This window comes from Legionella sp. W05-934-2, assembly GCF_964199965.1.
Classification (GTDB): Bacteria; Pseudomonadota; Gammaproteobacteria; order Legionellales; family Legionellaceae; genus JAFIFT01.
The window spans coordinates 45951-71246 of the sequence record NZ_CAXMZT010000003.1 but is presented as its reverse complement, the minus strand read 5'-3'; the positions used below and the strand labels follow the sequence as shown (position 1 = coordinate 71246).

Genomic DNA, 25296 nt, shown 5'->3' with positions numbered 1-25296 from the left:
CGTTACAGTATTAGTATAGCTATTGCTTCTAGACGCATAATAACGACGACCCAATCAATCCAGGCACAATCACTTGAGTAACGTGGAAAGGAATAGCCATTTTGCCGCGATCAAGATAATAAATGGCGGGGTAACCAAATCGTTGCAATCGACTCTTTAACCGCTGCAAAATCGATTGATTGGGATCGTCTTCAACATATCGCCATTCCGGCCTATGCGTAAGCGTTATTTCATTGATAACAGGCGCTATTTCGAGGAGATACCAACTTAAGTCTGTTTCATCACGGCAACCGCTCAAATAACTGCGGCTGCCTTGGATTGCTTCATTCAGTGCTTTCTCAATGGCATGGTCATGATCGAAATCACAACCATAGCCACGAAATGTTTTAACATTTGATTTGGTTTTGGACACAGGTACTTCCATTTGGACTTGATAACAAGGCACACATAATTCTGATTGCAAATCCGTGATAGTAAGCTTGATACCGGCCGATTTGAACTCTTGGAGCAAGAAGCGGTTTGATTTTGAGGCCACACTGTCTAAGTGGATACGAAAATCGTCATGGTTAAATTGATAAGCGAAACGCATTTTGCAGTCTTGCTCAATTAACTCAAACAACCCATGCGACAGCGCCTCTTCTTGGCTCTCTCGACACGCGATACCGGCAATGGACGATGTTGCAATCTCGTCGCGACGATTTTTGATCGTTGCATGGGGGATAAAATAACGTTTGGGTAGGTAGGCTGGATGCTCATCACCCAAGGGTGAAACTTGGATCCATTGTTGCACTAGTTTTTTTCTCAATTCATCCTGCTGGCGTTGATAAGGTGTATTTGGCCATAGCAGGGGATAATTTCTGGCTAATTGATCATAAGAACCTGTGAGATCGGCAGAAAGATCGTATTCTAACGAAAATAGCTCAATTGCTTCGGAGATTGCAGCTGTCATCGCTTGTTTTTTGCTTGAGCTAGTACCCAGCGTGATAGCTTGATAACAAGCATTGGGACGAACTGCCATGACAGTCATCAGGGGCAATGGGTCTAAGCCGGTGATATTGGCCAGGCGAGTAATACCAAACGAGGGTAATCTGGCTAATAGTCGGTGATAATGATCATCGCATGGTTCCTCCTGCATGGATTGACCTGTCAGTCTTGTTTACAATTTATATTTGTCAGCCTACGCTTATAAGTATAGAGTAAATCCTGAGATAGCTAATAAACCAGCGGCTAACCCATCCTATGACAAAAGCAATTGAACAATATATCCAATCGTTACCCATCTATCAGCAGTTATATGGCGAGAGGATTAACCACTTTTGCTTACAATCGTCATTTCAATACCCTGTTTTAGAAAAAAAACACCTCATTCAGGCTTACCCAAAAGGATGGTATACACCAGCATTTTTAAAAGCGGAATCCGAGAATCAAATTGTCTATTTTTCTACCTCAGGAACGACGGGCGAAAAAATTCATGTGCTGGGTTCAAATACGTTTCATTACCAAGAATTTTACCGCATGTGCTATGCTTTTCCCCAGTTACGGTATCCCGGGGGGAAGCGCCATGCTGTGTTAACAACAGCCACTTGTTCTGCATTGGGGTGTGTCAATGCGTTAGAATCTTATTCTAAAAGGGTCCAAGGACCTGGAAAGTTGTCTTTAAATCACTTAAATAATCCTTATCTTTGGAAAAAAGAAGACATTGAGCGGATGCGCGATGAAATTCTTCGCTTTCATCCCGATTATCTCCTCGTCGATCCTATCTATTTGGCAGTATTTGTGTTGTTGGCAAAACGCTATCGACTATCATTGAGTTTTCCGAGTTTAAAATTAGTCGTTTATACATTTGAATATGCGCCAAGAGCCTGCTTGGATTTAATAAAATGCGCCTTCCAATTACCAATTTATTCAGCCTATGGGATGAGTGAAACGGGTATTATCTATGTGCAAACGCCATCAGGAACCCATCGGTTAATTCCCAATAATGTGGCCGTTAAATTTGAGCCCGTTGATGCGGATAAACGACTGTATGAACTATTTGTTACCGCCACCAATAATGCACTGATGCCCCTCATCCATTACCGGACTGGGGATCTGGTTGTCGTTGAGGCAAACAGCGTTAATACCTTAGAAAGCCATCCCAACTTAGTACAAATCCAAGCCATGGCTGGTCGTAAAAACCAATGCCTACTGGCTAAGGGGCGATTTGTCAGCGTGGATGAATTAGATTCAAAGTTGTATGCGCTTTCTTCCGCTATTTATGTGTACCGCATTAGCCAGCGTCTAAATGACATAGAAATTATCTATGCAACAACCGACGAAAAACCAATGGAAGAAGCGAAAATTGCCTCTCTCAAAAATACGTTTGAAGCCTTATTTGGTCTGCCCGCCCTCATTCAATTTGCCCGCAGTATTACACCAACCCCATCCGGTAAGTTTCTACTCTCAAGGAGGCAGACATGAAACATAGGGCATGGCGGGAGGATTTCCCCTTTTTCAAGTTAACCCCGTACTGTTATCTGGATAGTGCAGCAACTAGCCTAAAGCCCCAATGTGTCATTGATACGGTGTCGACTTTTTATCAAGAAGAAACGGCCAATTTGGCTAGAGGCGAACACCTTTTAACATATCGTGTGACGGAACGCATTGAGCAGACTAGGGAAGGGGTTGCACAGCTAATAGGTGCCCATCCTCATGAGATCATTTTTACTTTCAGTGCCACAGATAGTTTGAATATGATAGCCAAGAGCATCATGACTAACCAGCAACCCTGCATTGTTTCAACCATGAATCATCACGCAGCACTGCTGCCTTTTATGCAAAGTGGGCCGGTTCGTTATGTTAAAGATGACCAAGGCCAAATCGATTTAGACAATTTTCGAAAATTATGCCAACAAAGCCCTTTATTGATGGTTGTTCCTTGGGTTTGTAATGCGAATGGTAATCAACTGCCAATCAAACAAATGTGTGATATTGCTAAAGAATATGGTGTGATGACCGTGGTGGATGCTGCTCAAAGCGTTGGACACATGCCGGTGGATGTGGATGATTTGGGCTGTGATTTTTTAGCATTTTCAGCTCATAAGGCATTAGGTCCATCTGCGGTGGGTGTTCTTTACGCCCGTGTGTCTTGTATTGAAAAATTACAACCCATGCGATTGGGTGGCGGAATAGTGTCTTCCGTTACCCAAGAAGCTTATCAATTACGCGTTCCTCCTTATCGATTTGAAGCAGGCACACCCAACCTAGAAGGTATTATTGGTTTCGGAGCAGGGTTGGATTACTTACACCGTCAAGGAATTGGTCAGATAGTTAAGCACCTTAACCAATTGGAAGCCTATGCAACGCAGCAATTTTCAACCCTTGATTGTGTTAAACCAACGTTTGCATATACGCCCGAGCATGCCCCTATTTTTAATCTCACAGTCACTCATCCGAGTATCAATACAGCGCAACTTAGTATGCTATTAGCTGAGCGATTTAATATCATTACCAATTATAGCCAACATTGTTGCCAGCCATTATATTTAACCCATCATGCGACAGATGCCATGCGCGTTTCTTTTTATCTCTATAATGAGAAAGAGGATATTGATTTGCTAGTTAATGCGATTAATGAAATCTTAGGCTAATCGTCGTATAATAAAACTTATCAGGAATTACGAAAAACTCCCAATCTCTTCATTAAAAAAGTTTTCGTAAGCCCTGTTTATATTGGAAAAGCCTGTTACGCTTCAGCAATGGAATGTTGGATACGGTGTTTGGGCATATTGGCATAAACTAAGAAACAAAGGTGAGAACATGAAACGGATTTCTATAACAAGTGTGTTTGTGTTGTTGGCGACGTTCACAAAATTTTCCTTCGCAGCCGAGAAGATAACGGTTGAAGTGTTTTCAGATAGCAAAAATGTTGCAGCAATTGGCTATACCGTTAATAACAAAGAACATGGTGATGCAGGCAGTCGTACGCGGGGTAAAGGTCCAGCAAATGCAACTTACCATTTCGGACTGCGTTGTGGGTCATTATTTGGTGAAGATATCAGTTGCGGTTCTTTGCTATTGACGACTAATAGCAAGATTCGACTCACCGTGACAGGCAAAGAGTGCACTTCAGAAATGGTGTCATAATGATTGTCATCTGACCTTAACTCTGACAGAATCAAAGATGGGCTATACCCAATTATGCATTAGGAAGTTTCGGGGTATATTGTTTCATTGATGAAAAGGAAGCTGTCATGAAAAAATATCACGCTATTTCAGGAATTGTTCTTGCCGCCATGGTCATGTCTTCTCAGGCTGCAGTGAAGGTAGAGGATGCGCCACCCAATTCGTTGGTTCAACGCTTCAGTAATGAGGATACCGTTTTCAAAAACCTAAACCCCAATCAAAGCCGAGAAAACCATCCCACCCGTGTGATTCGCATGGAAGGAAAAATTAACCAATCTGGATTATCTTGTCAAGAAGTTCAAAACAAACTAGGTGAGGATTTTCTTAATAAAATTCAACCAAGTCGATTCATGTATAATACCTTGTCAATGTGTCAATATGACCCTGAGACAGAATTTGCCACCCGATTTATGATGGATAGCTACTTTGACCCGCTAACCGATGATGATGAGGCGGTTCTTGAACAACTGGAACAAGATTATGAAGGGTACCTTCTTTATGGTATCCCACTGCATATTGAGCGAGCGAAAGGCGTGGTTGTTTCCTTAGAAGTCAATGCCTCCCGAGAGGACAAAAAAGGGAGCCCGGAAGTGATTCGTTTCCGTAGGGATTTCAATAGCTTGTACTTTGATAGTAACTATGAACTGAACAAGCAGTTGATTGTGGATGTTCGGGAGCGGTTTTATAGCCAAGACCAAAATCGAATTTTGCCATTTATCCAGAAATGGTTCTACAATGGTTTAGAACGCACCTATGCCTCTATGCTTAGTAAAGTGAACTTAATGGAATTGATGCCAGAGCGAATTTTTGTCATGAATTCGGGCAAACCGATTTTCACTTCCCATATGCATATGTATTATACCAATCATTGCCAAAAGTATGACTCAAAAGTCTGTATTGGGTGATAATGAGTTTACCTAAGGGCTAATCTTTTCTTTCTTCCTCCGCGCAAGCGGAGGACCCCTGTTGAAAGGGGGCGGTCGCTTTGATTTTTGATTGTATACCCAAGATGCCTCACAATGAGAAACATACTTTTGATTTGATTGATGTTAGAATGTCAAAATCCTAATATCATTGTAACTATTAACAATCCTAGAAAATTTCAGAGATAACCTTGAACACACATGACTTCGCAAATCTCAAAACGGATACCATGATTGATGCACTCGAAAGCCTAGGCTATCGCTCAGATTTGCGCGTCCTTGCATTGAACAGCTATGAAAATCGGGTTTATCAAATGGGAATCGAGGAAGCTGAGCCGATTATTATAAAATTTTATCGGCCAAACCGTTGGAGCAATGAGCAAATCAATGAAGAACATGATTTTTCTTTGAGCTTGCATGCGATGGAAGTGCCGGTGATTCCGCCCATTGTGATTGACAATAAGAGCTTGTTTGAATATGAAGGCTATCGATTCTCCCTTTACCGACGTCAAGGAGGGCATGCACCAGAGCTTGACGATTTAAATTGCCTTTATAATCTAGGCCAACACCTGGGACGGCTCCATGCTATTGGCAAAACAAAGCCATTTGAGTTTCGCCCTGAAATTAGTTTGAAGAGCTATGCCATTGACAGCCGCAATTTTATTTTAAATAGTAATATGCTGCCTTTGGCCCTTGAAAAAGCTTATGAAAGCATTACCGAAAACTTAATTGAAAAAGTTAAACAGCAACTCCAAGCAATCGATTATAAGCGTATTCGCCTACATGGCGATTGCCATGGGGGCAATATATTAATGAGACCCGATTCCTTATACATTGTCGATTTTGACGATGCGCGCACTGGCCCAGCGATACAAGATTTATGGATGCTTATTTCTGGCGACTTGGATCAAAAGCGTAAGCAACTCAATCGAATTTTGCAGGGGTATAAGCAATTCTGTGATTTTGATATGCGAGAGTTGCACTTAATCGAACCATTAAGAACGTTGCGCATAATCCACTACGCTGGCTGGCTCGCCAAACGTTGGGAAGATCCCGCTTTCCCTATGGCCTTTCCTTGGTTTAACTCTGAAAATTATTGGTCCGAACATATTATCACGCTAAAAGAACAGTTTAGTGAACTGGATGAACCTGTGATCGATTTGTCAAACTTCTGAAGCTTAGTGAAACAGTTTAGAATATATTTTCCAGCAAGAGGATAAAGAGCGACTCCCAAGGAGTCGCACTAACAGGTTGAATGAACAATCGATGAGTCCTTAAGCAGTGGTGCGTTTGGGCTTTAGGAAACTGAGACTACCCTTTAACGGCAGCTGAAACTCAGACAAGGCGTTAAAAAGCGTTTGTTGGGACTGTTGTATGACCTCCGATAGCTTACTCGATTTTTGAATCAGATCGATGGGGGTATCATTCGGATGAAGTTGGTGAATCGTTTTGAATTGTTTACGAAGTTGTCTTAACTGTTGATTGACGTTGGTTTTTGCCTGCTTAAGTCCAGCATTATCACTTTCCAAGCGTTGAGCATCTGTTTTTAGTATCCGCATATGTTGTTTTTCTTTGCGAGACAGTTTTTTAATAAAAGTACTCAATTGGCCAATCTGGGCCGCGGTTGCTAAGCCCCGATAGGTTGGCGTATCGCCTTGATTAATAATGCCAACTAAGGCTTTTAGTAAAGCGGTTTTTGATAATTTTTCATTGATATCTTCGCCAGAAAGAATTGGTTTGCTTTCAATTTCGATTGCTATTGACTTAGCTAACTCTTGGGCGGGGAGATCTTCACTAATTTTCTCGGATAGCGAGTCAATGAAAATTTTATCCGCTAATACGTGCGTTAACTGCGATGTCGATTCCAGTTGGAATAGAAGATAGAACGGGTGTTCTTGAACTTGTGTAAGATTATTTTCAAAGTGACGGATCGTCGCATTTATTTCTGAGCGCAATTTTTTAAGTGATTGGATGTAATATTGGGCTTGATGATTGATTTTCTCCAGCAAAACTTGGCAATGGGATTTGTTGCTTAGTACACCTGCTATTCCAAAAATAAAATAAGCGCTATTAGAAGATTGCAATTGTGTAAACGATTTATTATCGGCAGAAGAGGCAGGGTGGGGAGGGTTTAAATCAATACCGTCAATCAATTGTTCTATGGGGCTATTCATGGTTGATGTCCTTATCAATGTTGATTGGTGGTATCTTAAAGATTAGACCTCATATTAAAATTTTACCGGCAAAATGAGTGAGGAATTTGTGACAAGATTGTAAAGTGCTAATAAATTCCAAAGTGATGTCTTGTCAATTTTTTTGGCTTAGTCAACGGGGTAGTTGGGCATTTATAATCCGAGCCAGCGGATAAAGTGGTAAGTTGGTTTAAACGTTAACACTTCCTTTTTATCAAATAGGATTAAATATCGGTTGTCAGGTGATTCTGGTAGGAGTTTGATGTCAATGACTTTCCCATGGTGAACCACTTTCATTAAGGTTTGCCACGTCCCACGTCGCTTGACGACTTCAGGGATGATCAGGTAAATATCCGATAATCCAGGCTCTTTTGCATATTCTTTGCCTAAAAACTGATTGATTTCGTCCGGACTTAACGCAATATATTCTTTATTGTCAATGCGACGTCTTAGCATCCTTTTTAGGGGGGCTTTTTGTTGGAATGTGGCGATATAGGTGTCTGCTTGCATGACAATGATGGGTTCATTTTCTTCCCGTTGATTATTACTATTGCTATCCACGAATAAGATGGGGGCGCGGTCATCCCCTTGAAAAATGGGGGCTTGCTTGGCGACTTCGCGCTCATCTGATTCAAGTAAGCCTGAGGGTAAAGGGCAATTGAGAAATTTGGATTGGATAAGCCAATCGTCTGTGGGATAATAAATTATTAAAAAGGTATTATTTTTGATGGTATTGAGAATGGCCCTGTTTTCATGCGCCGGCAAGGATGGGCAACCCCAGCTTCTACCAGGACGTCCATATTTTTTAATAAACTGCTCGTCCATATACCAACCGCCATGCATAACGATATAGCGCCTCATCGCATTATCATTAAAGCCTCTATCAAGCCCTGTTAGCCTGAGTGATAATCCTTCCCGTCCCGAATAAGCTTCGCCCGTTAAGTAAATACCAATACTACTGGCTTTCGAATTATATCGATTGGAAAAGTAGACTGTATCTAAGGTACCTGAATTAATGCCATGAGAGACATAAGTATGGTACAACAATTTCATACTAAGCAAGTCAAATACCCAAATTCGTTTGTGATTGGCGGGTAAGTGATAGTCAATAATGGTAAGAACGGGGTTAAAATCGAGGTGATGGGCTTGCGCACAAGCCAGTGAGGCAAGTACCTTATTGATTACCGCGGGCCTTAGCGATGGGGATTGGCTTTGCAATAATTGCTTAATGTCAAATAGTCGAGAGTACTGAGGGTTAAGAAAGGATAATGATGGGGTAATCAGGGCAATTGAGTCGCGCGAGAGAAAGCTATCCGTATCAATACCTTGACGATAAGGCACTGCATTGATCGTTGTTGAAACAATCCATATCAGCATGAGAATCTTTTTCATCGGTCATTCCTTGCTGTTTTTATTCGTTCTTCTATCCGTGACGCAAAGGCTTTTTGACAACAGATTGGTTTCGTCCAGAAGCTTTTGCTTCGTATAATCCTTCGTCTGCTCTTTTTAAAAAAGTATTTAACGTGTCAGCCTTATCAAGCTGAGCTATCCCTGCGCTAAATGTACAATAAATATGTGATCCTTTGTCTTCATGATCGATCTCAGAAAATAGAACGCGTAATCGTTCAGTGATGTCATGGGCATCTTTCATGGTGGTACTTGGCATAATCACTAAAAATTCCTCGCCACCTATTCGGCCAATATGATCCGATTCGCGTAAGTGGGATTTAAGTAACATGGCTAGATTTTTTAAAACTTTATCGCCAGCAGGATGCCCATGGGTATCGTTGACCAACTTAAATTTATCGACATCGATTTCAACAATACTTAATGGGAACTCATAGCGCTTTGCCGCAACAATTTCGCTGTGCAACTGATTATGGGTACTGCGATGATTTAATAAACCAGTTAACCCATCTTCATGAATTAATCGATTGATTTCTCGATGACGCCTTACTCGCGAACGAATCGTTTTATATAAGACTTCGATGTCGACAGGCTTGACAAAATATTCATCACCACCTGCTTGGAACGCTTCGGATATGCTGTCAACGGAATTATCGGAAGAAATAAAGATAATGGGTATGGATGCGTAGTTTTTGTATTGACGGATGAGTCGGGTTAAATCGGGTCCACTTATTTGAGGTAATTTCATGTCTAATATAATGGCATCCGGTTCAAAAGACAGAATTGAAGTGAATATGTTTGGCGGATTATTTAATATTTGTATGTCACAATTTAACTCAGTTAGCAATAATTCAAAGTATTTTTGCTGTTCTTCATTATCGATAACCGCTAAGATTTTCGTTTTATGGCCATTTTGCTCATCCATCATAGCAAACACTTTCTCGCCAATAATTTTGGGGTCAAACGGTTTTAGTTCAAAAAAATCAGCGCCACATTGAATGGCTGCATAACGCGTGGCAAACGACCCGTCTTGGCTGAGGAAAATAATCGAGTAAGCTTTGCTTTTGCGTGAAATAAAACGAGAGATTTGCACCGCTTCTTCGACTGTATCAATATTAAAAATAATGATAGCAGGGGTTCGCTCTTTTAATGCCTCTAATAAGCTTTTGATATGAGTAAAAATTGTCACTTCATCAATCGTGAGCATCAGATGATCTTTCAATTCATAACTCTCTTTACCATGTTTATCGAGTATAAAAACAAGGCCGGGACTTTTGATTGGTCCAATGGCAAAATCCAAATTCATCATCTCAACATCAATGGGTAGTGACGCTAGGGATGTTAAACAGTTTTGTAAGCGGTTGACGAGTTCTTTATTTTTAGGGGATTCTCGGAATTGTTCAGCAAACGATTGGGCTTTGCTTGCGAGGCGACTATGGTTATAAAATCCATACGATCCGGAGGAGCCAATGAATTTGTTTAGTAATTTTGTGAGGCGGATGATCATTTTGTCGCTGTCAACTGAGCCATTGTGATTGATTTTCTGACAAAGATTTTCCATCTCCCCAATGCTCTCACTCATGGTAGAAACAAATTTCTGTTGTAACTGGTCCAACTTCTCTTTTGGCTGCTTATTTCCTTTCATTTATTTGTTCCAAACAGGATGATAGTTGAGCGTTTAGGGTATAAGGCCATTCGCTTAAGCGTTTTATGCATAAGTCGCTCATTTTTTTATCTTTTCTTAAGTATAGTTCAAACCCGTAAATTTGCTTTGTGCTCGATTATGTATGTTTTGCAGTTTTATAGGTATACGGTAAGATAGATCCAAGCTACTTCATAATGTGACTCTTATGCGGATAAATCAAGTATACAAAATTGGCGGTCGTTGCCTACAGGATAAAGCGGGATTTGACCGAATTAAAGAGATTAATTTAGAACAATCTTTGTTGGTTGTATCCGCAGCTGGCGGCACGACAAACGCATTAAAAAAAGCCTTAGCGTTGGCAAAATCCGGTGAAGCGTATGAGCCCATTTTGGTAGAACTGGAAATGTTTCATAAACAGTTAGCAGCTGATTTAGGCATCAATACGGGTGTCTATACATCGCTATTTAATGAGTCCATGAATGATTTGAAAGCAGTTTTGACTAGCATCGAGTTACTCGGTCGGTATGCGAAACTTCAGGCAGATTGGGTGTTAGGGCAAGGGGAATTATGGTCCAGCCGATTGGTGGCTGAGATGTTAGGCAAGAAGTCGGTCTGGCTAAATTCTGCGAAAATAATTACCATTCATCGGCTCGATGGCGTCACCCAAGTGAATTGGACGCAAACGGAAACAAATCTGACCAAGCAAATGCCAAAAGAAGCATTTGATACAGTCATTGCACCCGGCTATATTGCTCAGGAACAAGATGGTCTTTTTACGTTATTAGGCGATAATGGCAGCGATTTTTCAGCAGCGATATATGCCAAAGTGTTAAAAGCAAAATCGTTAACAAAGCTTACGCATGTCGATGGGATCTACAGCGCTGATCCAACTCGGGTACAAAGTGCATTTGTATTGCCTTATGTGAGTTATCAAGAAGTGGCTGAATTAGCCTATTTTGGCGCTGAAATCCTTCACCCACAAACCGTGCAACCGGCGATTTCAGCCAAGATCCCAATTATTATTAAAAATATACACAAATTATCGGAGCCAGGGACCCGGATTGATGAAAGGCAACGCCCCTCGATGTACATCGTAAAAGGGCTAACAAGCATGGAAAACGTCAATCTCATTACCATTGAGGGGACTGGAATCCTAGGGGTTTGTGGTATGTCAGCCCGGATATTTGGGCTCTTATCTCACCATGGGATTTCCGTTATTTTTATCTCTCAAGCAAGCTCCGAATACTCAATCAGCTTGGTGGTCAGTGATGTCCATGGCCAATTAGCTCAATCGTTGATTGAAGAAGAACTCGTGGTGGAACGTCAAGAAGGGATCATTGCTGGGATAATATTAAAACAAGATTGCAGTGTTGTTGCTGCTGTGGGGGATGGTATGTGCGGCCATCCCGGTGTTGCAGCGCAATTTTTTTCAAATTTGGCCAAGGCCCAAGTCAATATCTTAGCCATTGCTCAAAGTGCTTCTGAGCGAAATATTTCCGTGATTATCAATGAAAATGATACAACCCGCTCACTTCGTGCGTTGCACGGTGGGTTTTATTTATCCGATAGAGCTATCTCAGTCGGCTTAATCGGCCCTGGCGGGGTAGGACAAGTATTGCTAGGCCAGTTAGAGGACGAAATCGAGAATTTACGCTCTCAGTTTCGCATTGACTTTCGCTTAAGAGGGATTATTAACAGCCAAGAAATGGTCCTATCGGATAAGCAAGTCACACTGAAGGACTGGGAACAAGCCAAATCCAAACGTAAGGCTGATTTAAGAGCATTTATTCATCATATCGCCAGCGAAGAAATTCCTCACGCGGTTATTATCGACTGCAGTGCTTCGCCCATCGTTGCCCAAGCTTATATCGACATGATAGACATGGGCTGTCACATTATTACCCCTAATAAACAAGCCAACGCAGCACCGATGGCTCAGTTTATTACCTTAAAATCGAAACTTGCTGAACGTCGCCGCTTTCATTTGTATGAAACAACCGTTTGTGCCGGTTTGCCAGTCATTAAAACCATTCGTGATTTACTTGACACTGGGGATCAGATAAAACGGATTGAAGGGGTTGTTTCAGGGACATTGTCTTATATATTTAACCAATGCGCGCAAGGAAAAAGTTTCGCTGAAAGCGTCTTATCTGCTTACGATTTAGGGTATACAGAACCCGATCCCAGGGATGACTTAAATGGGCTGGATGTGGCGAGAAAATTTGTTTGTCTTGCGCGTGAAATTGGCTTAGAGACAGAGTTAAATGAGGTTTCGCTATTAAATTTAGTACCAAAACCACTTCGAGAAGTGACGAAGGACGAATTTTTGCAACAATTGCCCCATTATCAAGACGAGATTAATCAATATTTAAAGAATTTATTGGAAGGTCAGGCAAGCATTGCTTATGTGGGTATTATCGAAGATGAGCAAGTGAGCGTTAGTTTAAAGGCTTATCCAGCGAACCACCCATTTGCCAATATCCATGGAACCGATAATATCCTCCAAATCCAAAGTCGTCGCTATGATAAACAACCACTGATTATTCAAGGACCGGGCGCAGGGTTAGATGTGACTGCGGCTGGAATATTTGCAGATTTTCTTAAGTTGGTATCCTATTTATGATAAATGACAGACAGCAGGCTTGCGCCTTTGCGCCAGCAACTACGTCCAATTTAGCCGTCGGGTTTGATATTCTTGGTTTCCCTTTGGACAGTATTGGGGATGAAGTAAGCCTGCAACGGCGAGAGGATACTGAATTAGTTATTCAACACATAGACAGTGATTTTCCCCTACCAATGGAAATCGAAAAAAATACGGCAACCGTAGCCATTGAGGCGATGCAACGATCCCTCAATTGCCAGGTGGGTTTAGATGTGTCGATAAAAAAAGGTATTCCTTTGGGTTCCGGTCTGGGTGGTTCTGCAGCCAGTAGCGTAGCAGCCGTGGTTGCCTTTAATCAATTTTTAAATAAGCCTCTGGCAGCGATGGATCTCATTCCTTTTGCTTTAGCCGGTGAGAAAGTGGCTACCGGTAGTGTCCATGCAGATAATGTAGTGCCTTGTTTGCTAGGTGGTTTAGTGTGTATTCATGCCATTGAACCGCTTTCTGTCATAAAGCTTCCGACAAATGATTTATGGTCTGTTTTCATTCATCCTCATGTGGTGGTGGAAACCAAGCAAGCAAGAGCAGTATTACCAAAATTAGTTCCTTTGACGGATGCGATTCAGTACAGCGCTCGTCTTGCGGCATTTATTGCCGCGTTATATTCGCAGGATCGGCTCTTGTTATCGGAAGTTTGTAAAGATGAGCTGATTGAGCCACATCGTCAATCGTTAATCCCCCATTTTAAAACAGTTCAGCAAGCAGCGTTCAAAGCAGGAGCGCTTGCTTGTTCAATTTCTGGCGCTGGTCCCACTTTATTTGCGTTAAGTGGCTCGAAAGAGCAAGCAGCCTACATAGGTCAAGCAATGGGTGAAGTGTATGAGTACCATTCAATACCTTATGATAGTATCCTATCGACCATCGCCGAATGCGGAGCAAGGAGTATATAGCATGATGATCTCAACCAGGGAAGGGCGGGAAACGACCATCGAACAAGCAATTTTAAATGGCTTGGCAAGCGATGGAGGATTATATGTTCCTAAGCAATTTCCTTGTTATGATCAAGATACCCTCCGCCAATGCAATCATTTGGCGGAGTTTGCCTATCATTTACTGCATCCTTATTTTATCGAAACATCGATCTCACTGACCCTGGCTGATTGCCAGCAAATCTTTAATTTTTCCATGCCAACGGTGAAGCTCCCTTCGGGGCGACTTGTCCTTGAGTTATTTCATGGCCCCACTTTATCATTTAAGGACTTTGGCGCCCGTTTTTTTGCCCATTGTTTAGAGCAGCTAGCGATTAAAAGGCCTGTTAAAGTTATCGTTGCCACGTCTGGCGATACAGGCAGTGCAGTGGCAGCAGCGCTCTATCATAAAAATAATGTCACGGGGTATATTTTATTTCCTGAAGGAAAAATCAGCGCTCGCCAGCAACAGCAAATCACCTGCTGGCTAGACAATATTCACGCTATTGCCGTCAAAGGCAATTTTGATGATTGCCAAAAAATGGTTAAGGGGATGATGGCTAGTGGTGCGGAAAGGATTCAGTTGACAACGGCAAATAGCATCAATATTGCGCGCTTATTGCCTCAGCAATTATTTTACGCCTATACCAGCACCCAATTGCACAAGCAATATCATGCCCCCATTGATTTTGTGGTGCCGTCGGGCAACTTGGGCAATGTCGTCGCCTGTTATTGGGCAAAACAAACAGGTTTTCCAGTGGGGGACATTTACATTGCCAATAATGCCAACGATGTCCTTTCTAAATACTTAAACACCGGTGAGTATCATCCTCAGCCGACCAAGATGACATTAGCCAATGCCATGGATGTGGGAAATCCCAGTAATTTGGAACGCTTGGTGCATTTATTGGGTGACTTTACGACGTTCAAAGAAGCTGTCAATGCCCAATCGGTATCCGATCCCCAAATTGAACAAGCGATAAAACAAGCCTATCACGATGAGGGCTATATTTTATGCCCTCATACAGCAACCGCGTATTATCGTTCTTTATCCCTTGAAACAAAGCAACCACCTGTCATCGTTGCGACTGCCCACCCTGCTAAATTTAACGCGATTGTGGAACCGTTGGTGAATGTACCAATCGAAACTCCCTCTTCATTACAAGCCATGCTTGAAAAGCCTGCCACCTACCAAACCATCCAACCCGACATGGAAAGTTTTCGTCAAATCGTAGAACTGATTTAGAAGGCAGGTAGATCCCTGCAAGTAGTACATAGGACAACAATCAGTATGCTTTTCGTGCCCGTGCCCGTGCTTGCAAAGTGTAATGATTTTTCGTCCTGCTCAAAGCCCAACAAGTATAATCTATTGCGTATTTTACAAAAAAGAGGTTTAATGAAAACGGGTTTTTATAGTCAGGGAGTTGGTGGTATGACGATAGCTAGGATAGTTGCATCAATCATTGTTTTTCTAGGCGTTTTTATCAATGAAGCATATGCCATTGATGTCGATAAAGGCGTTGTTTTTGTTCATGGCACGCGGGATCATCGAGTCGATGCGGAAGGGGGATATTGGAAAGAGGATTTTTTAGATCAAGTCAGAAATCAACTACCGAATCCCGATAATCTTTATGTTGTTCACTGTGACTTTTTGCAGTATATGTGGCATGAAGACGCTGCAGGATGTGTGGCAGAGCAAATCCAATGGTTTGTGAAAGAAAAGCATTTAAAACAAGTCAGTGTTTACTCCCATTCAGATGGCGCCAACGTGGTCCGCTGGATATTGTCCAATCCTACTTATGACGAGCGGTTCTTTGAAGTTGCTAACTATATTGATCAAGTGATAGCCATTGCCCCCTCGAGTGGCGGAACCCCCTTAGCCGATGAAGTCATGAATGGTGGCATCTTGGAAGCGGGTCTTGGATGGTTATTGGGTTATCGCAGCGACTCCGTAAAGCAACAACAAGTCGGTGATATGGCTATTTTTAATGAAGAAGTCCTGTTAGGGACAGAAAATAGACCGAGCTTGATTAAGCCTTTTTATGTGATAGTAGGGACCGATGTCACGGCATCCCCCATGAATTCGGCCAGTTACTGTAATGGCTATTTCCTAAACAGTGCCTTGAAAGTCACTAAAATTTATCTGGATTATTGTGCCGATGGTTTTTTAAACTGTGAATCACAACTCGCGGCGGGGCAACTATGGTTTTATGATTATCAAAAAACTGAAAATGCTACCACGTTAAGTCATAATCAAAGTCGCCATAATTGTTTTGGATTAGATAAAATTGTCATTCCCGCATTATTGACAGGAGTTAAATCATGAGACGATTAATCCCTTTTACCCTATTATTAGCTTTAGTTAATCAATCTCAGGCGCTGAAGCTTCCTGATCAATCCCTCTACCATTATCAATGTCCAAGTTGTGTGAATCTTAGCAAAAGTACATTATCCACGAGTTGGTTAATCGAGGATAAGGCAATGGTCCCCGCTGATGTGAAACCAGTCATTAGCAAACGATATTATCGTAAAGTGACGGGGCAGGAGCTTAAACAAGGGATCGAACTAGGTGTTTTGGCAGAAGGCGCCATTATTCGTGTCACCCCGGTCACGCCCAAACAAGTGAGCAAAAATTGGCAACAAAAATGGGCGATTCAGACCGGAAAACAAAAAAAGCCCTTAGTGGATATGGTGCAATCTTTGTCCGATGAGCAAGAATTCAAAAAGCAATTTGACGTTGGCCCTGCGTTGATTTTTCAACTTAAACAAGGCTTATCCAACCAACGTCCTTATTTAGTTTATGAGGATGAAAATCTGGATAATACGAGTCAATGGCAATTAAGTGTTTATGACAAAATGGCTAATCTGTATATGTCCGTGGCACTTGATAAAACCCGCTACCAGGTGGGCGAAACGGTCAAAGCAGTGATTAATGTCAAAGATGATTTCAATATGCCAACGGTGAACTGGATTGAGGCGCGGATATTTGGTCCCACGGGAGATGGAATCCCCGTTGAGCTCAATAGTGATGGTGGACTCCAGTACCATGGGGAAATCCCCGTTCAATCCAAACAAGTCGCGCAGGGTGAGAATTGGTATTTTCAGGTCATGGCGGATTTGACCATCAATGGTAGTCATACCATTCGTACCGCCAGTGCCGTCTTTTCCTATGTCGTTCCTTCGGCAAAAATACGATCAATTTACCGGCCTTCCTTGGACCAGCCACTTGTATTAAATGCCAAGGTTGAAACGTTGCAAGCTAGCCGTTATCAACTACAAGGGGTAATTTATGCGACTGGCGACGATGGGGATGTCCATTCGGTTGCCCTTGCCCAAACCAGTGCTTGGTTAGATCCTGGTACCAAAGAAATGGTATTAAAATTCGATAAGCCCTTGCCTTCAAACCTGCATGAACCGTATTATTTGGGGCAACTTGAATTAGTCGATGATGCACAATTAAAACCGGTGTATCGTTATAATGAAAAAATCCCACTGACTCAATTGGATGCTGAATGAATTGGCTAAATTTAACGTCATCACCTGCTTTTCTCTCCCTCGTCATTGTGGTCGGTTTGGCCACAACTTGGGTTGGGGTGATGGTGATGTTTTGGCGGCAAAGGCGGTGGCATGCTCATCTTTGTTTAATATTAGAGGAACAACAATCCCATTGGCAAACGATGCAGTTGGATATGCAACGTTTATCCAATGAGGAGCGGGAGGTTGTCTCTGAGCGAATCAATGCAGGACAATTAGCGGTTAATAAATTAATTGCTGATAGCATTCAAGGTCACATGAAGGACGTTCGAGAGCAAATTAATCATAGTTTTAGCCAACATGCCAATTCATTGACATCTCATCTTCGCTCATTGACTGAAGAAATACGTAATCATTTGCACCGAATGACCAAGCAGGTGAACGAGCAATTAAGTGAAGGGTTGGAAAAAACCTCGGCAACATTCCAAGATGTTTTGAAACGATTGACGATTATTGATCAAGCCCAGCAGAAAATCACCGAATTATCCACGCATGTGGTCAGTTTGCAGGATGTGTTGACCGATAAACGATCCCGAGGGGCGTTTGGTGAAGTGCAACTGGCGGGGTTAATCGAAAATATGATCCCAGCCAATCATTTTAAAATGCAACATACCTTAAGTAATGGGAAACGAGCGGATTGTATTTTATTTTTGCCTAATCCAACTGGCAATATTGTCATTGATGCCAAATTTCCTTTGGAAACGTTTCAAAAAATCAATCAGGCTGGGGCAGATGCGCCTATCAGGAAAACACTGCAGCAACAATTCCGGCAGGATATTTTAAAGCATATCAACGATATTGCTGATAAATATATTATTCCAGAAGAAACCTCCGATGGGGCTGTCATGTTTATTCCTGCGGAAGCGATTTTTGCTGAAATTCATGCCAATTATCCGGATTTGGTCAGTAAAGCCCATCAACGAAAAGTATGGATGGTATCGCCATCAACGCTGATGGCGGTGTTAACCACCGCTCGGGCCGTGTTGAAAGATGATGCGACGAAGAAGCAAGTGCATATTATTCAAGAGCATTTACAACATCTTGCTGTGGATTTCCAACGATTTGAAAAACGGATGGATAATTTAAGCCGCCATATCGAGCAAGCGCATAAAGATGTATCCGAAGTACATATCTCTGCGAAAAAAATTACCTCCCGCTTTGTCAAGATTGAATCCGTGGAATTTGATAAGCCTTCCGAAGAGTTAGAGCATGATATCACCGACGACTGACCAAGAGCACCTCACCATCCAAGAACAAATTGAAGCACTGCGAGACACCATTCGTCAGTACGATTATGCCTATTATGTGCTCGATAACCCCAAAGTCCCTGATGCGGAGTATGATCGCGTGTTTCGTCAACTTCAACAGTTGGAGCATGAAAATCCTCACTATATTTCAGCAGACTCCCCCACCCAAAGAGTGGGTGCTAAGCTTGATTCAGCCCTTGAGCCCATTGCTCATCGCCAACCATTATTGTCCTTATCCAATGTATTTGAAGAAAGTGAGCTGAAAGCCTTTATAAAGCGGGTATCTGACAAACTATCCGTCTCTCCCGAGTCATTGGGGTTCACCGCCGAACCAAAACTCGATGGTTTGGCCGTGAATATCACTTATGAAAATGGGGAGTTAGTCTCTGCAGCGACGCGAGGGGATGGTCAAATGGGGGAGGTAATCACCGGCAATATCAAAACCATTCGTGCGGTTCCTTTGCGTTTGCGCGGCACAGATATTCCCGCTTTTGTGGAAGTGCGCGGTGAAGTGTTTATGCCCATTGTGGGGTTTGAGCAGTTTAATCAACATGCCAGAGCCAAGGGAGAAAAGACCTTTGCTAACCCGCGCAATGCCGCGGCAGGTAGTTTGAGGCAGTTGGATCCGAAAGTTACTCAATCGCGACCGCTGTCTATCTATTGCTATGGTATCGGGGCGATAGATGAAGATTATCCGTTGCCCAACAGTCACTATCAGCAACTTCAATGGCTGAAAAATCAGGGCTTTCCAATTTCGGATTTAGTTGAACAGGTGACCGGCCTTCAAGGTTGTTTGGCCTATCATAACCGGTTGTTGCAAACGCGAAGCAACTTACCCTTCGAAATTGACGGGTGCGTGTATAAAATTGATGATATTGCCATGCAACAAAAACTGGGGTTTGTGGCCAGAGCGCCTCGGTTTGCTGTCGCCCACAAATTTCCGGCGGTCGAAGAGATGACTGTTTTAAAGGCAGTTGATTTTCAAGTAGGCCGAACAGGCGCACTCACCCCTGTGGCAAGGTTAAAACCGGTTTCCGTAGCCGGTGTCACCGTGAGTAACGCCACCTTACATAATATGGATGAAATTGAGCGGAAAGATGTTCGTATTGGTGACTCGGTGATCATCAGGCGGGCGGGAGATGTTATTCCAGAAGTCGTATCGGTCGTGATGGAAAAGCGTCCTCAATCTGCCCAAATGATTGAGCTTCCCAAGGCTTGCCCGGTGTGCCAGTCCGAAGTTATCCGCACTCCGGGAGAAGCGGTGGCCAGATGCACGGGTGGGTTATTCTGTCCGGCTCAGTTAAAAAGAGCTATTTGGCATTTTGCTTCCAGAAAAGCCATGTCAATTGATGGGTTAGGTTCTGTGATTATCGAACAACTGGTGGATGAAGGCATTCTCAACGATGTGGCGGATGTTTATCATTTAAATTTGCAGCAACTGGCAAGTTTAGAGCGGATGGGGCAAAAGTCAGCTCAAAATCTCATCGATGCCATCGACAAGAGCAAAAAAACCACCTTTGCTCGATTTTTATATGCACTAGGCATTCGAGAAATTGGGGAAGTTGGTGCACAAGTATTGGCAAAGGCTTATCCTGATTTCACGCAACTTTATCAGGCCAATGAAGAGGCGTTAGAACAGCTGAGCGATATAGGGCCAGTTGCTGCTAACAACGTGGTTCATTTTTTAGCCCAACCCCATAACCAAGCTGTCATCGAAAAGCTGTTAGCAGCAGGCATTCATTGGCCAAAGCAAGCATCCAAGCCCGTGTTAACTAACCATCCTTTGTCTGGGAAAACCGTTGTACTGACCGGAACTTTGGCCACAATGAGTCGAGACATTGCCAAAGAGAAGCTACAAGAACTTGGCGCTAAAGTGACGGGCAGTGTGTCGGCTAAAACAGATTATTTGATTGCCGGGGCGGAAGCTGGCTCAAAATTAGAGAAAGCAGAAAAGCTAGGCGTGGCTATTTTAAGTGAAGAAGACTTTTTAAAGTATCTTTAGGGTATGTCGCTAGGGCGTGTCCTCATTCCATTAGTTGAAAATTCAATAGCATACCTATGACATTTTGGAGTAACATGGAGTTACTTGATACTACAAATTTCGAACTATGACCTTTGAAAGGATGCTTTGTTTTGTCATCTCACTGACTCTCACACAGGGGGTTAGTGCGGATGTGTGGAATAATCCTTATCCAGCGTCACAACAATCGAAAAAAATTTACTATACATCCTTTACTGAACAACCTAAAACACTCGATCCAGCAACATCTTACTCGATGAATGAGGCTGTGTTTACTGGCCAGATATATGAGCCCCCACTTCGGTACGACTATTATAAAAGGCCCTATCAACTGATACCAAGAACAGTGACAGAAATGCCGAAGGTGGCGTATTTTGATGCACAAGGCAATGAAATTTCTATTAGACATAGCGACAAGATTGCAAAAACCGTTTATACCATTACCATTAAACCAGGCATCTACTATCAACCGCATCCCGCTTTGGCAAAAGATGCACAAGGGAACTACCGCTACCTCAATTTGCCCGCCGATTATCTAGAAGACAAGGATATTTATGAATTATCCGAATTTCCCCATACCGGAACTCGAGAATTAGTGGCAGACGATTACATTTATCAAATAAAAAGGTTAGCGACACCCCAGATTAGCTCACCTATTTATGGTTTGATGAGCGAACATATTCTCGGTTTTGATAAGTTTTATGAACAGTTTTCAGCGTCGCCACAGACTAATGAATGGCTGGATTTACGCAAATATCCATTAGAAGGCGTAAAAAAAATTAGCCGATATCAATACCAAATCACCTTGAAGGGACAATATCAGCAATTTATCTATTGGCTAGAGATGGTATTTTTTGCGCCAATTCCTTGGGAAGCGGATAAATTTTATTCTCAGGAGGGCATGGATGATCGCAACATCAAATTGAGTTGGTATCCAATTGGGACGGGTCCTTTCATGATGACTGAGAATAATCCTAACCGGCAAATGGTGCTCACTAAAAACCCCAATTATCGTGAAGTCTATTTTCCAAAATCGACTGACCAAGAAGATATCGATAAGGGATATACGCGACATGCTGGCAAGCGCTTGCCTTTAATTGATGAGGCGATATTTACCTTAGAAAAAGAATCAATGCCAAGATGGAATAAGTTTTTGCAGGGCTATTATGATCTATCGGGGATTACATCCGATAGCTACGATCAAGCAATCCATGTTAATCCATCCGGTGCGATATCCCTATCCGATGGTTTAAAGCAGAAGAAAATGCGCTTAGAAGTATTGGATGATCCTTCCATCTATTATTTGGGTTTCAACATGCTTGATCCCGTTGTCGGAGGGCATTCAAGAAGAGCGCGCTTGTTACGTCAGGCCATATCAATTGCCATTAATTATGAAGAAAACATTGCCATTTTCCTAAATGGAAGGGGGGCTGCTGCGCAAGGCATTATACCGCCGGGAATTTTTGGCCATCGACACGGTAGAGAAGGGCTCAATCCCTATGTGTATAAATGGGCAAATAACCAAGTGACAAGACGTTCCATTGCTGAGGCAAAACACCTATTAAGAAAAGCAGGTTACCCCAACGGCATTGATCCCAAAACAGGGCGGCCCTTGGTGTTGAATTACGATGTGATGAGTACGACGGGGCCGGATGATAAATCCCAGCTGGATTGGATGCGAAAGCAGTTTAGCAAATTAGGCATTGCGTTACATATCAGGGCAACGCAATATAATCGATTCCAAGAAAAACTGCGCTCAGGCAATGCGCAAATGTTTACTTGGGGATGGCGAGCTGACTACCCTGATCCAGAGAACTTTTTGTTTCTGATGTATGGAGCCAATGGCAAGGTCAAACATGGGGGAGAAAATGCCACCAATTATCGCAATCGAAGGTTTGATCGATTGTTTGAAAAAATGAAAAATATGCCAAACAGTCCAGAAAGGCTTCAGCTAATTGATGAGATGATGGAAATATTGCGCTATGAATCACCCGTGGCTTTTGGCATTTATGCTCAAATGTTAACGATTTCCCAACAATGGTTATCTGCTTCAAAGCCAAGTACATTGGGAATCAATACGCTACAATACATGGACATTGATATTGCCTTGCGCAACAAGCAACGACAAACATGGAATCAGCCGATTTTGTGGCCAATGCTGTTTGTGGGTCTGTTATTGCTTAGCTTAATCTTCCCGGTGTGGGTCAGCTACCGGCGCAGGGAACATCAAACCGTGAAACGGGTGCCATCACAATGATTCGATATATCTTAAAACGTATGCTCTATGCGGTTCCAATCCTCATTGGAATTAATATTATAACCTTTGCCTTATTTTTTATGGTGAATTCGCCGGATGATATGGCACGTATGCAATTGGGTGAGAAACATGTTAAACCCAGTGTCATCGAACATTGGAAAAAAACGCATGGGTATGATTTACCATTATTTTATAACGATCAAAAAGCCGGTATTGAGCAGTTTAGCCAAACGTTATTCACGCAAAAATCATTGAAATTATTGTTATTTGATTTTGGCGTATCTGATAGCGGACGGGATATCAGCTATGATATCTCCAACCGAATGTGGCCTAGTCTCGCCATTGCTATCCCTGTTCTATTGATTGGCATTTTCATCAATATTTTTATCGCCATGTGCATGGCATTTTTCCGCTCCAGCAGTGTGGATACAATCGCAGTTGTTGTGTGTATTATGTTGATGTCGATTTCCAGTCTATTTTACATCATCGGTGGCCAATATTTGTTTGGAAAATTGCTGCGGTGGGTACCTATTTCTGGTTATGACGGCGGGTTGGAGAGTATTAAATTTATTGTTTTACCCGTGTTAGTGGCAGTCATCAGTGGTATCGGCTCGGGGGCTCGATGGTACCGAACCTTATTTTTAGAGGAGCTAAATCGTGCGTATGTTCGAACAGCCCGCTCGAAAGGCGTTTCTGAACGACGCGTGCTCTTTGTTCATGTCCTTAAAAATGCCATGTTACCTATCTTAACGGGTGTGGTGGTGATTATCCCGTCTTTATTCATGGGAAGCCTGGTATTAGAGTCATTTTTTGGCATACCAGGACTTGGTAGCTATATCATCGATGCCATTTCACAGCAAGATTTTGCCATTGTTCGTTCAATGGTTTTCTTGGGCTCGGTACTCTATATCGTTGGCCTAATATTGACAGATATTTCCTATACGTTGTTTGATCCAAGAGTGAGGCTGGGATGAAATTTTTGTGGACTGACATCTGCTTTTTAAGCATCATCGTGCTTGGCATCATTGCAGTGTTATTGAGTTTTCGTCACCCACCCATCCGTCGAGCCTACCAGCGCTTGTTTTATCGACCCATGGCGATGAGTGCCGGGATTGTCATCGTCATTTTTTTAACAATTGGCATCCTCGATTCCATTCAATTGCCAGGGTATCATCATCAATATACCCTCCTCGATGAAATATTATCACCGCTTGGACAAACATTCGAAAAATCCTATTCAGCGCCGCTAGCGTTGGACCTGTATACCAGTGAAACCAAACTAGTCAATGGCCAAATGGAGCAGATTTATCCGCGTTTGCACCATATTGCACCCTTTATCCAAACGCACAGTGAAAAAAATACCTTTGTCATGAGTGTGTTGGTGCAGTCGTTGATTGTTGCCTCGGGATTACTGCTCATCGTATGGGGCATCTACTTCTTTTTGAGTGATTTTGGCAAAGCTAAGTCTTGGCGTTTTAGACGCACAGTGCGAATGATGTTTTTTACGACCTATGTTCTTATATTTTTGTGCATAAGTTTGTATTCGCTATCTCGAGGATTGCATGTGCTTGGCACCGGTAAAATAGGGCAGGATATTTTATATTATGCGATTAAAAGCATCCGAACCGGCTTAGTGATTGGTATTTTAACCACTTTATTCATGCTTCCTTTAGCATTACTTGGCGGCATTGCGGCTGGGTATTTTGGTGGGTGGGTCGATGATGCAATCCAGTATACTTACACCACGTTAAGTTCCATTCCCGGGGTATTGCTGATTACCGCATCGGTTTTGTCCATACAAACGTATATTGCCAACCATCCGGACATGTTTCCAACCTTAGGCCAGCGCGCAGATGCCCGTTTACTAGCCCTTTGTTTTATTTTAGGGGTGACCAGCTGGACCAGTTTATGTCGATTACTGCGTGCGGAAGTTTTAAAATTGCGTGAAATTGACTTTGTGCAAGCGGCGCACGCCTTGGGGTCATCGGCTTGGACGGTTATCGTCAGGCATCTCTTACCCAATGTCATGCATATCGTTGTCATAACCCTTGCATTGGATTTTAGTTTTCTCGTGCTTGCCGAAGCGGTTTTATCCTATGTGGGCGTGGGTGTATCACCCTTAACTATTAGTTGGGGAAATATGATTAATGGGGCTCGTTTAGAATTGGCGCGTGAACCAATTGTATGGTGGCCAATGCTCGCTGCGTTTGTTTTTATGTTTATGTTAGTGCTCGCAGGCAACATTTTTGCTGATGCGATTCGAGACGCATTTGATCCTCATCACGCATAGTTGCATTTTCTTAACCACCTTGGTATAAAGATATGAACTGGATTTTT

Annotated in this window: 19 protein-coding genes; 15 read left to right on the top strand and 4 right to left on the bottom strand. The window is 42.6% G+C overall.

Annotated elements, in window-relative coordinates; genetic code table 11:
- Nucleotides 1-28: 28 nt before the first annotated feature.
- Nucleotides 29-1135, bottom strand: coding sequence for a YcaO-like family protein (locus AB3348_RS03915; protein ID WP_367606254.1), 1107 nt, complete (start codon nucleotides 1133-1135; stop codon nucleotides 29-31).
- Between the two features lie 104 nt (nucleotides 1136-1239).
- On the opposite strand from AB3348_RS03915, the gene AB3348_RS03910 reads away from it, so the two are divergent.
- From AB3348_RS03910 to AB3348_RS03890, 5 genes are all read left to right on the top strand, one after another.
- A complete protein-coding gene (locus AB3348_RS03910) occupies nucleotides 1240-2460 on the top strand; it encodes a hypothetical protein (protein WP_367606253.1) in 1221 nt (406 codons plus the stop codon).
- Nucleotides 2457-3629 (top strand): aminotransferase class V-fold PLP-dependent enzyme, encoded by a 1173-nt coding sequence (locus AB3348_RS03905; protein ID WP_367606252.1) that lies wholly within the window; start codon nucleotides 2457-2459, stop codon nucleotides 3627-3629. Before AB3348_RS03910 ends, AB3348_RS03905 begins: the two co-directional genes overlap by 4 nt.
- Nucleotides 3630-3798: 169 nt before the next feature.
- Nucleotides 3799-4125 (top strand): hypothetical protein, encoded by a 327-nt coding sequence (locus AB3348_RS03900; RefSeq protein WP_367606251.1) that lies wholly within the window; start codon nucleotides 3799-3801, stop codon nucleotides 4123-4125.
- Between the two features lie 107 nt (nucleotides 4126-4232).
- Nucleotides 4233-5069 (top strand): Lpg0189 family type II secretion system effector, encoded by an 837-nt coding sequence (locus AB3348_RS03895; RefSeq protein WP_367606250.1) that lies wholly within the window; start codon nucleotides 4233-4235, stop codon nucleotides 5067-5069.
- A gap of 209 nt (nucleotides 5070-5278) precedes the next feature.
- Nucleotides 5279-6262 (top strand): serine/threonine protein kinase, encoded by a 984-nt coding sequence (locus AB3348_RS03890; protein WP_367606249.1) that lies wholly within the window; start codon nucleotides 5279-5281, stop codon nucleotides 6260-6262.
- A gap of 99 nt (nucleotides 6263-6361) precedes the next feature.
- Here the strand turns inward: AB3348_RS03890 and AB3348_RS03885 are convergent, their stop codons facing one another.
- From AB3348_RS03885 to AB3348_RS03875, 3 genes are all read right to left on the bottom strand, one after another.
- Nucleotides 6362-7261, bottom strand: coding sequence for a hypothetical protein (locus tag AB3348_RS03885; RefSeq protein WP_367606248.1), 900 nt, complete (start codon nucleotides 7259-7261; stop codon nucleotides 6362-6364).
- Nucleotides 7262-7432: 171 nt separating this feature from the next.
- Nucleotides 7433-8671: a murein L,D-transpeptidase catalytic domain family protein gene (locus AB3348_RS03880; protein ID WP_367606247.1), complete on the bottom strand. Its 1239-nt coding sequence runs from the start codon at nucleotides 8669-8671 to the stop codon at nucleotides 7433-7435.
- Between the two features lie 31 nt (nucleotides 8672-8702).
- Nucleotides 8703-10331 (bottom strand): diguanylate cyclase, encoded by a 1629-nt coding sequence (locus AB3348_RS03875; RefSeq protein ID WP_367606246.1) that lies wholly within the window; start codon nucleotides 10329-10331, stop codon nucleotides 8703-8705.
- A 205-nt stretch (nucleotides 10332-10536) separates the two neighbouring features.
- Between AB3348_RS03875 and thrA the strand changes: the two genes are divergently transcribed.
- The 10 genes from thrA to AB3348_RS03825 all read left to right on the top strand — a co-directional run bounded on the left by thrA (nucleotide 10537) and on the right by AB3348_RS03825 (nucleotide 25249).
- The gene (thrA, locus tag AB3348_RS03870) at nucleotides 10537-12954 is read left to right on the top strand and encodes a bifunctional aspartate kinase/homoserine dehydrogenase I (protein WP_367606245.1); all 2418 of its coding nucleotides are present in this window, start codon (nucleotides 10537-10539) and stop codon (nucleotides 12952-12954) included.
- The gene (locus AB3348_RS03865; RefSeq protein ID WP_367606244.1) at nucleotides 12951-13883 is read left to right on the top strand and encodes a homoserine kinase; all 933 of its coding nucleotides are present in this window, start codon (nucleotides 12951-12953) and stop codon (nucleotides 13881-13883) included. Before thrA ends, AB3348_RS03865 begins: the two co-directional genes overlap by 4 nt.
- Nucleotide 13884: 1 nt before the next feature.
- A complete protein-coding gene (gene thrC / locus AB3348_RS03860; protein ID WP_367606243.1) occupies nucleotides 13885-15147 on the top strand; it encodes a threonine synthase in 1263 nt (420 codons plus the stop codon).
- Between the two features lie 186 nt (nucleotides 15148-15333).
- The gene (locus AB3348_RS03855) at nucleotides 15334-16227 is read left to right on the top strand and encodes a hypothetical protein (protein WP_367606527.1); all 894 of its coding nucleotides are present in this window, start codon (nucleotides 15334-15336) and stop codon (nucleotides 16225-16227) included.
- Nucleotides 16224-17417: a DUF4785 domain-containing protein gene (locus tag AB3348_RS03850; RefSeq protein WP_367606242.1), complete on the top strand. Its 1194-nt coding sequence runs from the start codon at nucleotides 16224-16226 to the stop codon at nucleotides 17415-17417. The genes AB3348_RS03855 and AB3348_RS03850 overlap by 4 nt, the downstream gene beginning before the upstream one ends.
- Nucleotides 17414-18664: a DNA recombination protein RmuC gene (locus tag AB3348_RS03845; protein WP_367606241.1), complete on the top strand. Its 1251-nt coding sequence runs from the start codon at nucleotides 17414-17416 to the stop codon at nucleotides 18662-18664. The genes AB3348_RS03850 and AB3348_RS03845 overlap by 4 nt, the downstream gene beginning before the upstream one ends.
- Complete coding sequence (ligA, locus tag AB3348_RS03840; RefSeq protein ID WP_367606240.1) at nucleotides 18645-20684, top strand: NAD-dependent DNA ligase LigA; 2040 nt, start codon at nucleotides 18645-18647, stop codon at nucleotides 20682-20684. Before AB3348_RS03845 ends, ligA begins: the two co-directional genes overlap by 20 nt.
- A 106-nt stretch (nucleotides 20685-20790) precedes the next feature.
- On the top strand, nucleotides 20791-22959 hold the full coding sequence (locus AB3348_RS03835; protein ID WP_367606239.1) for an ABC transporter substrate-binding protein: 2169 nt from the start codon (nucleotides 20791-20793) through the stop codon (nucleotides 22957-22959).
- Nucleotides 22956-23933 carry an ABC transporter permease gene (locus AB3348_RS03830; protein ID WP_367606238.1) on the top strand — a complete coding sequence of 326 codons (978 nt, stop codon included), beginning with the start codon at nucleotides 22956-22958 and terminating at the stop codon, nucleotides 23931-23933. Before AB3348_RS03835 ends, AB3348_RS03830 begins: the two co-directional genes overlap by 4 nt.
- Nucleotides 23930-25249 (top strand): ABC transporter permease, encoded by a 1320-nt coding sequence (locus tag AB3348_RS03825; protein WP_367606237.1) that lies wholly within the window; start codon nucleotides 23930-23932, stop codon nucleotides 25247-25249. Before AB3348_RS03830 ends, AB3348_RS03825 begins: the two co-directional genes overlap by 4 nt.
- The last annotated feature ends 47 nt before the right edge of the window (nucleotides 25250-25296 follow it).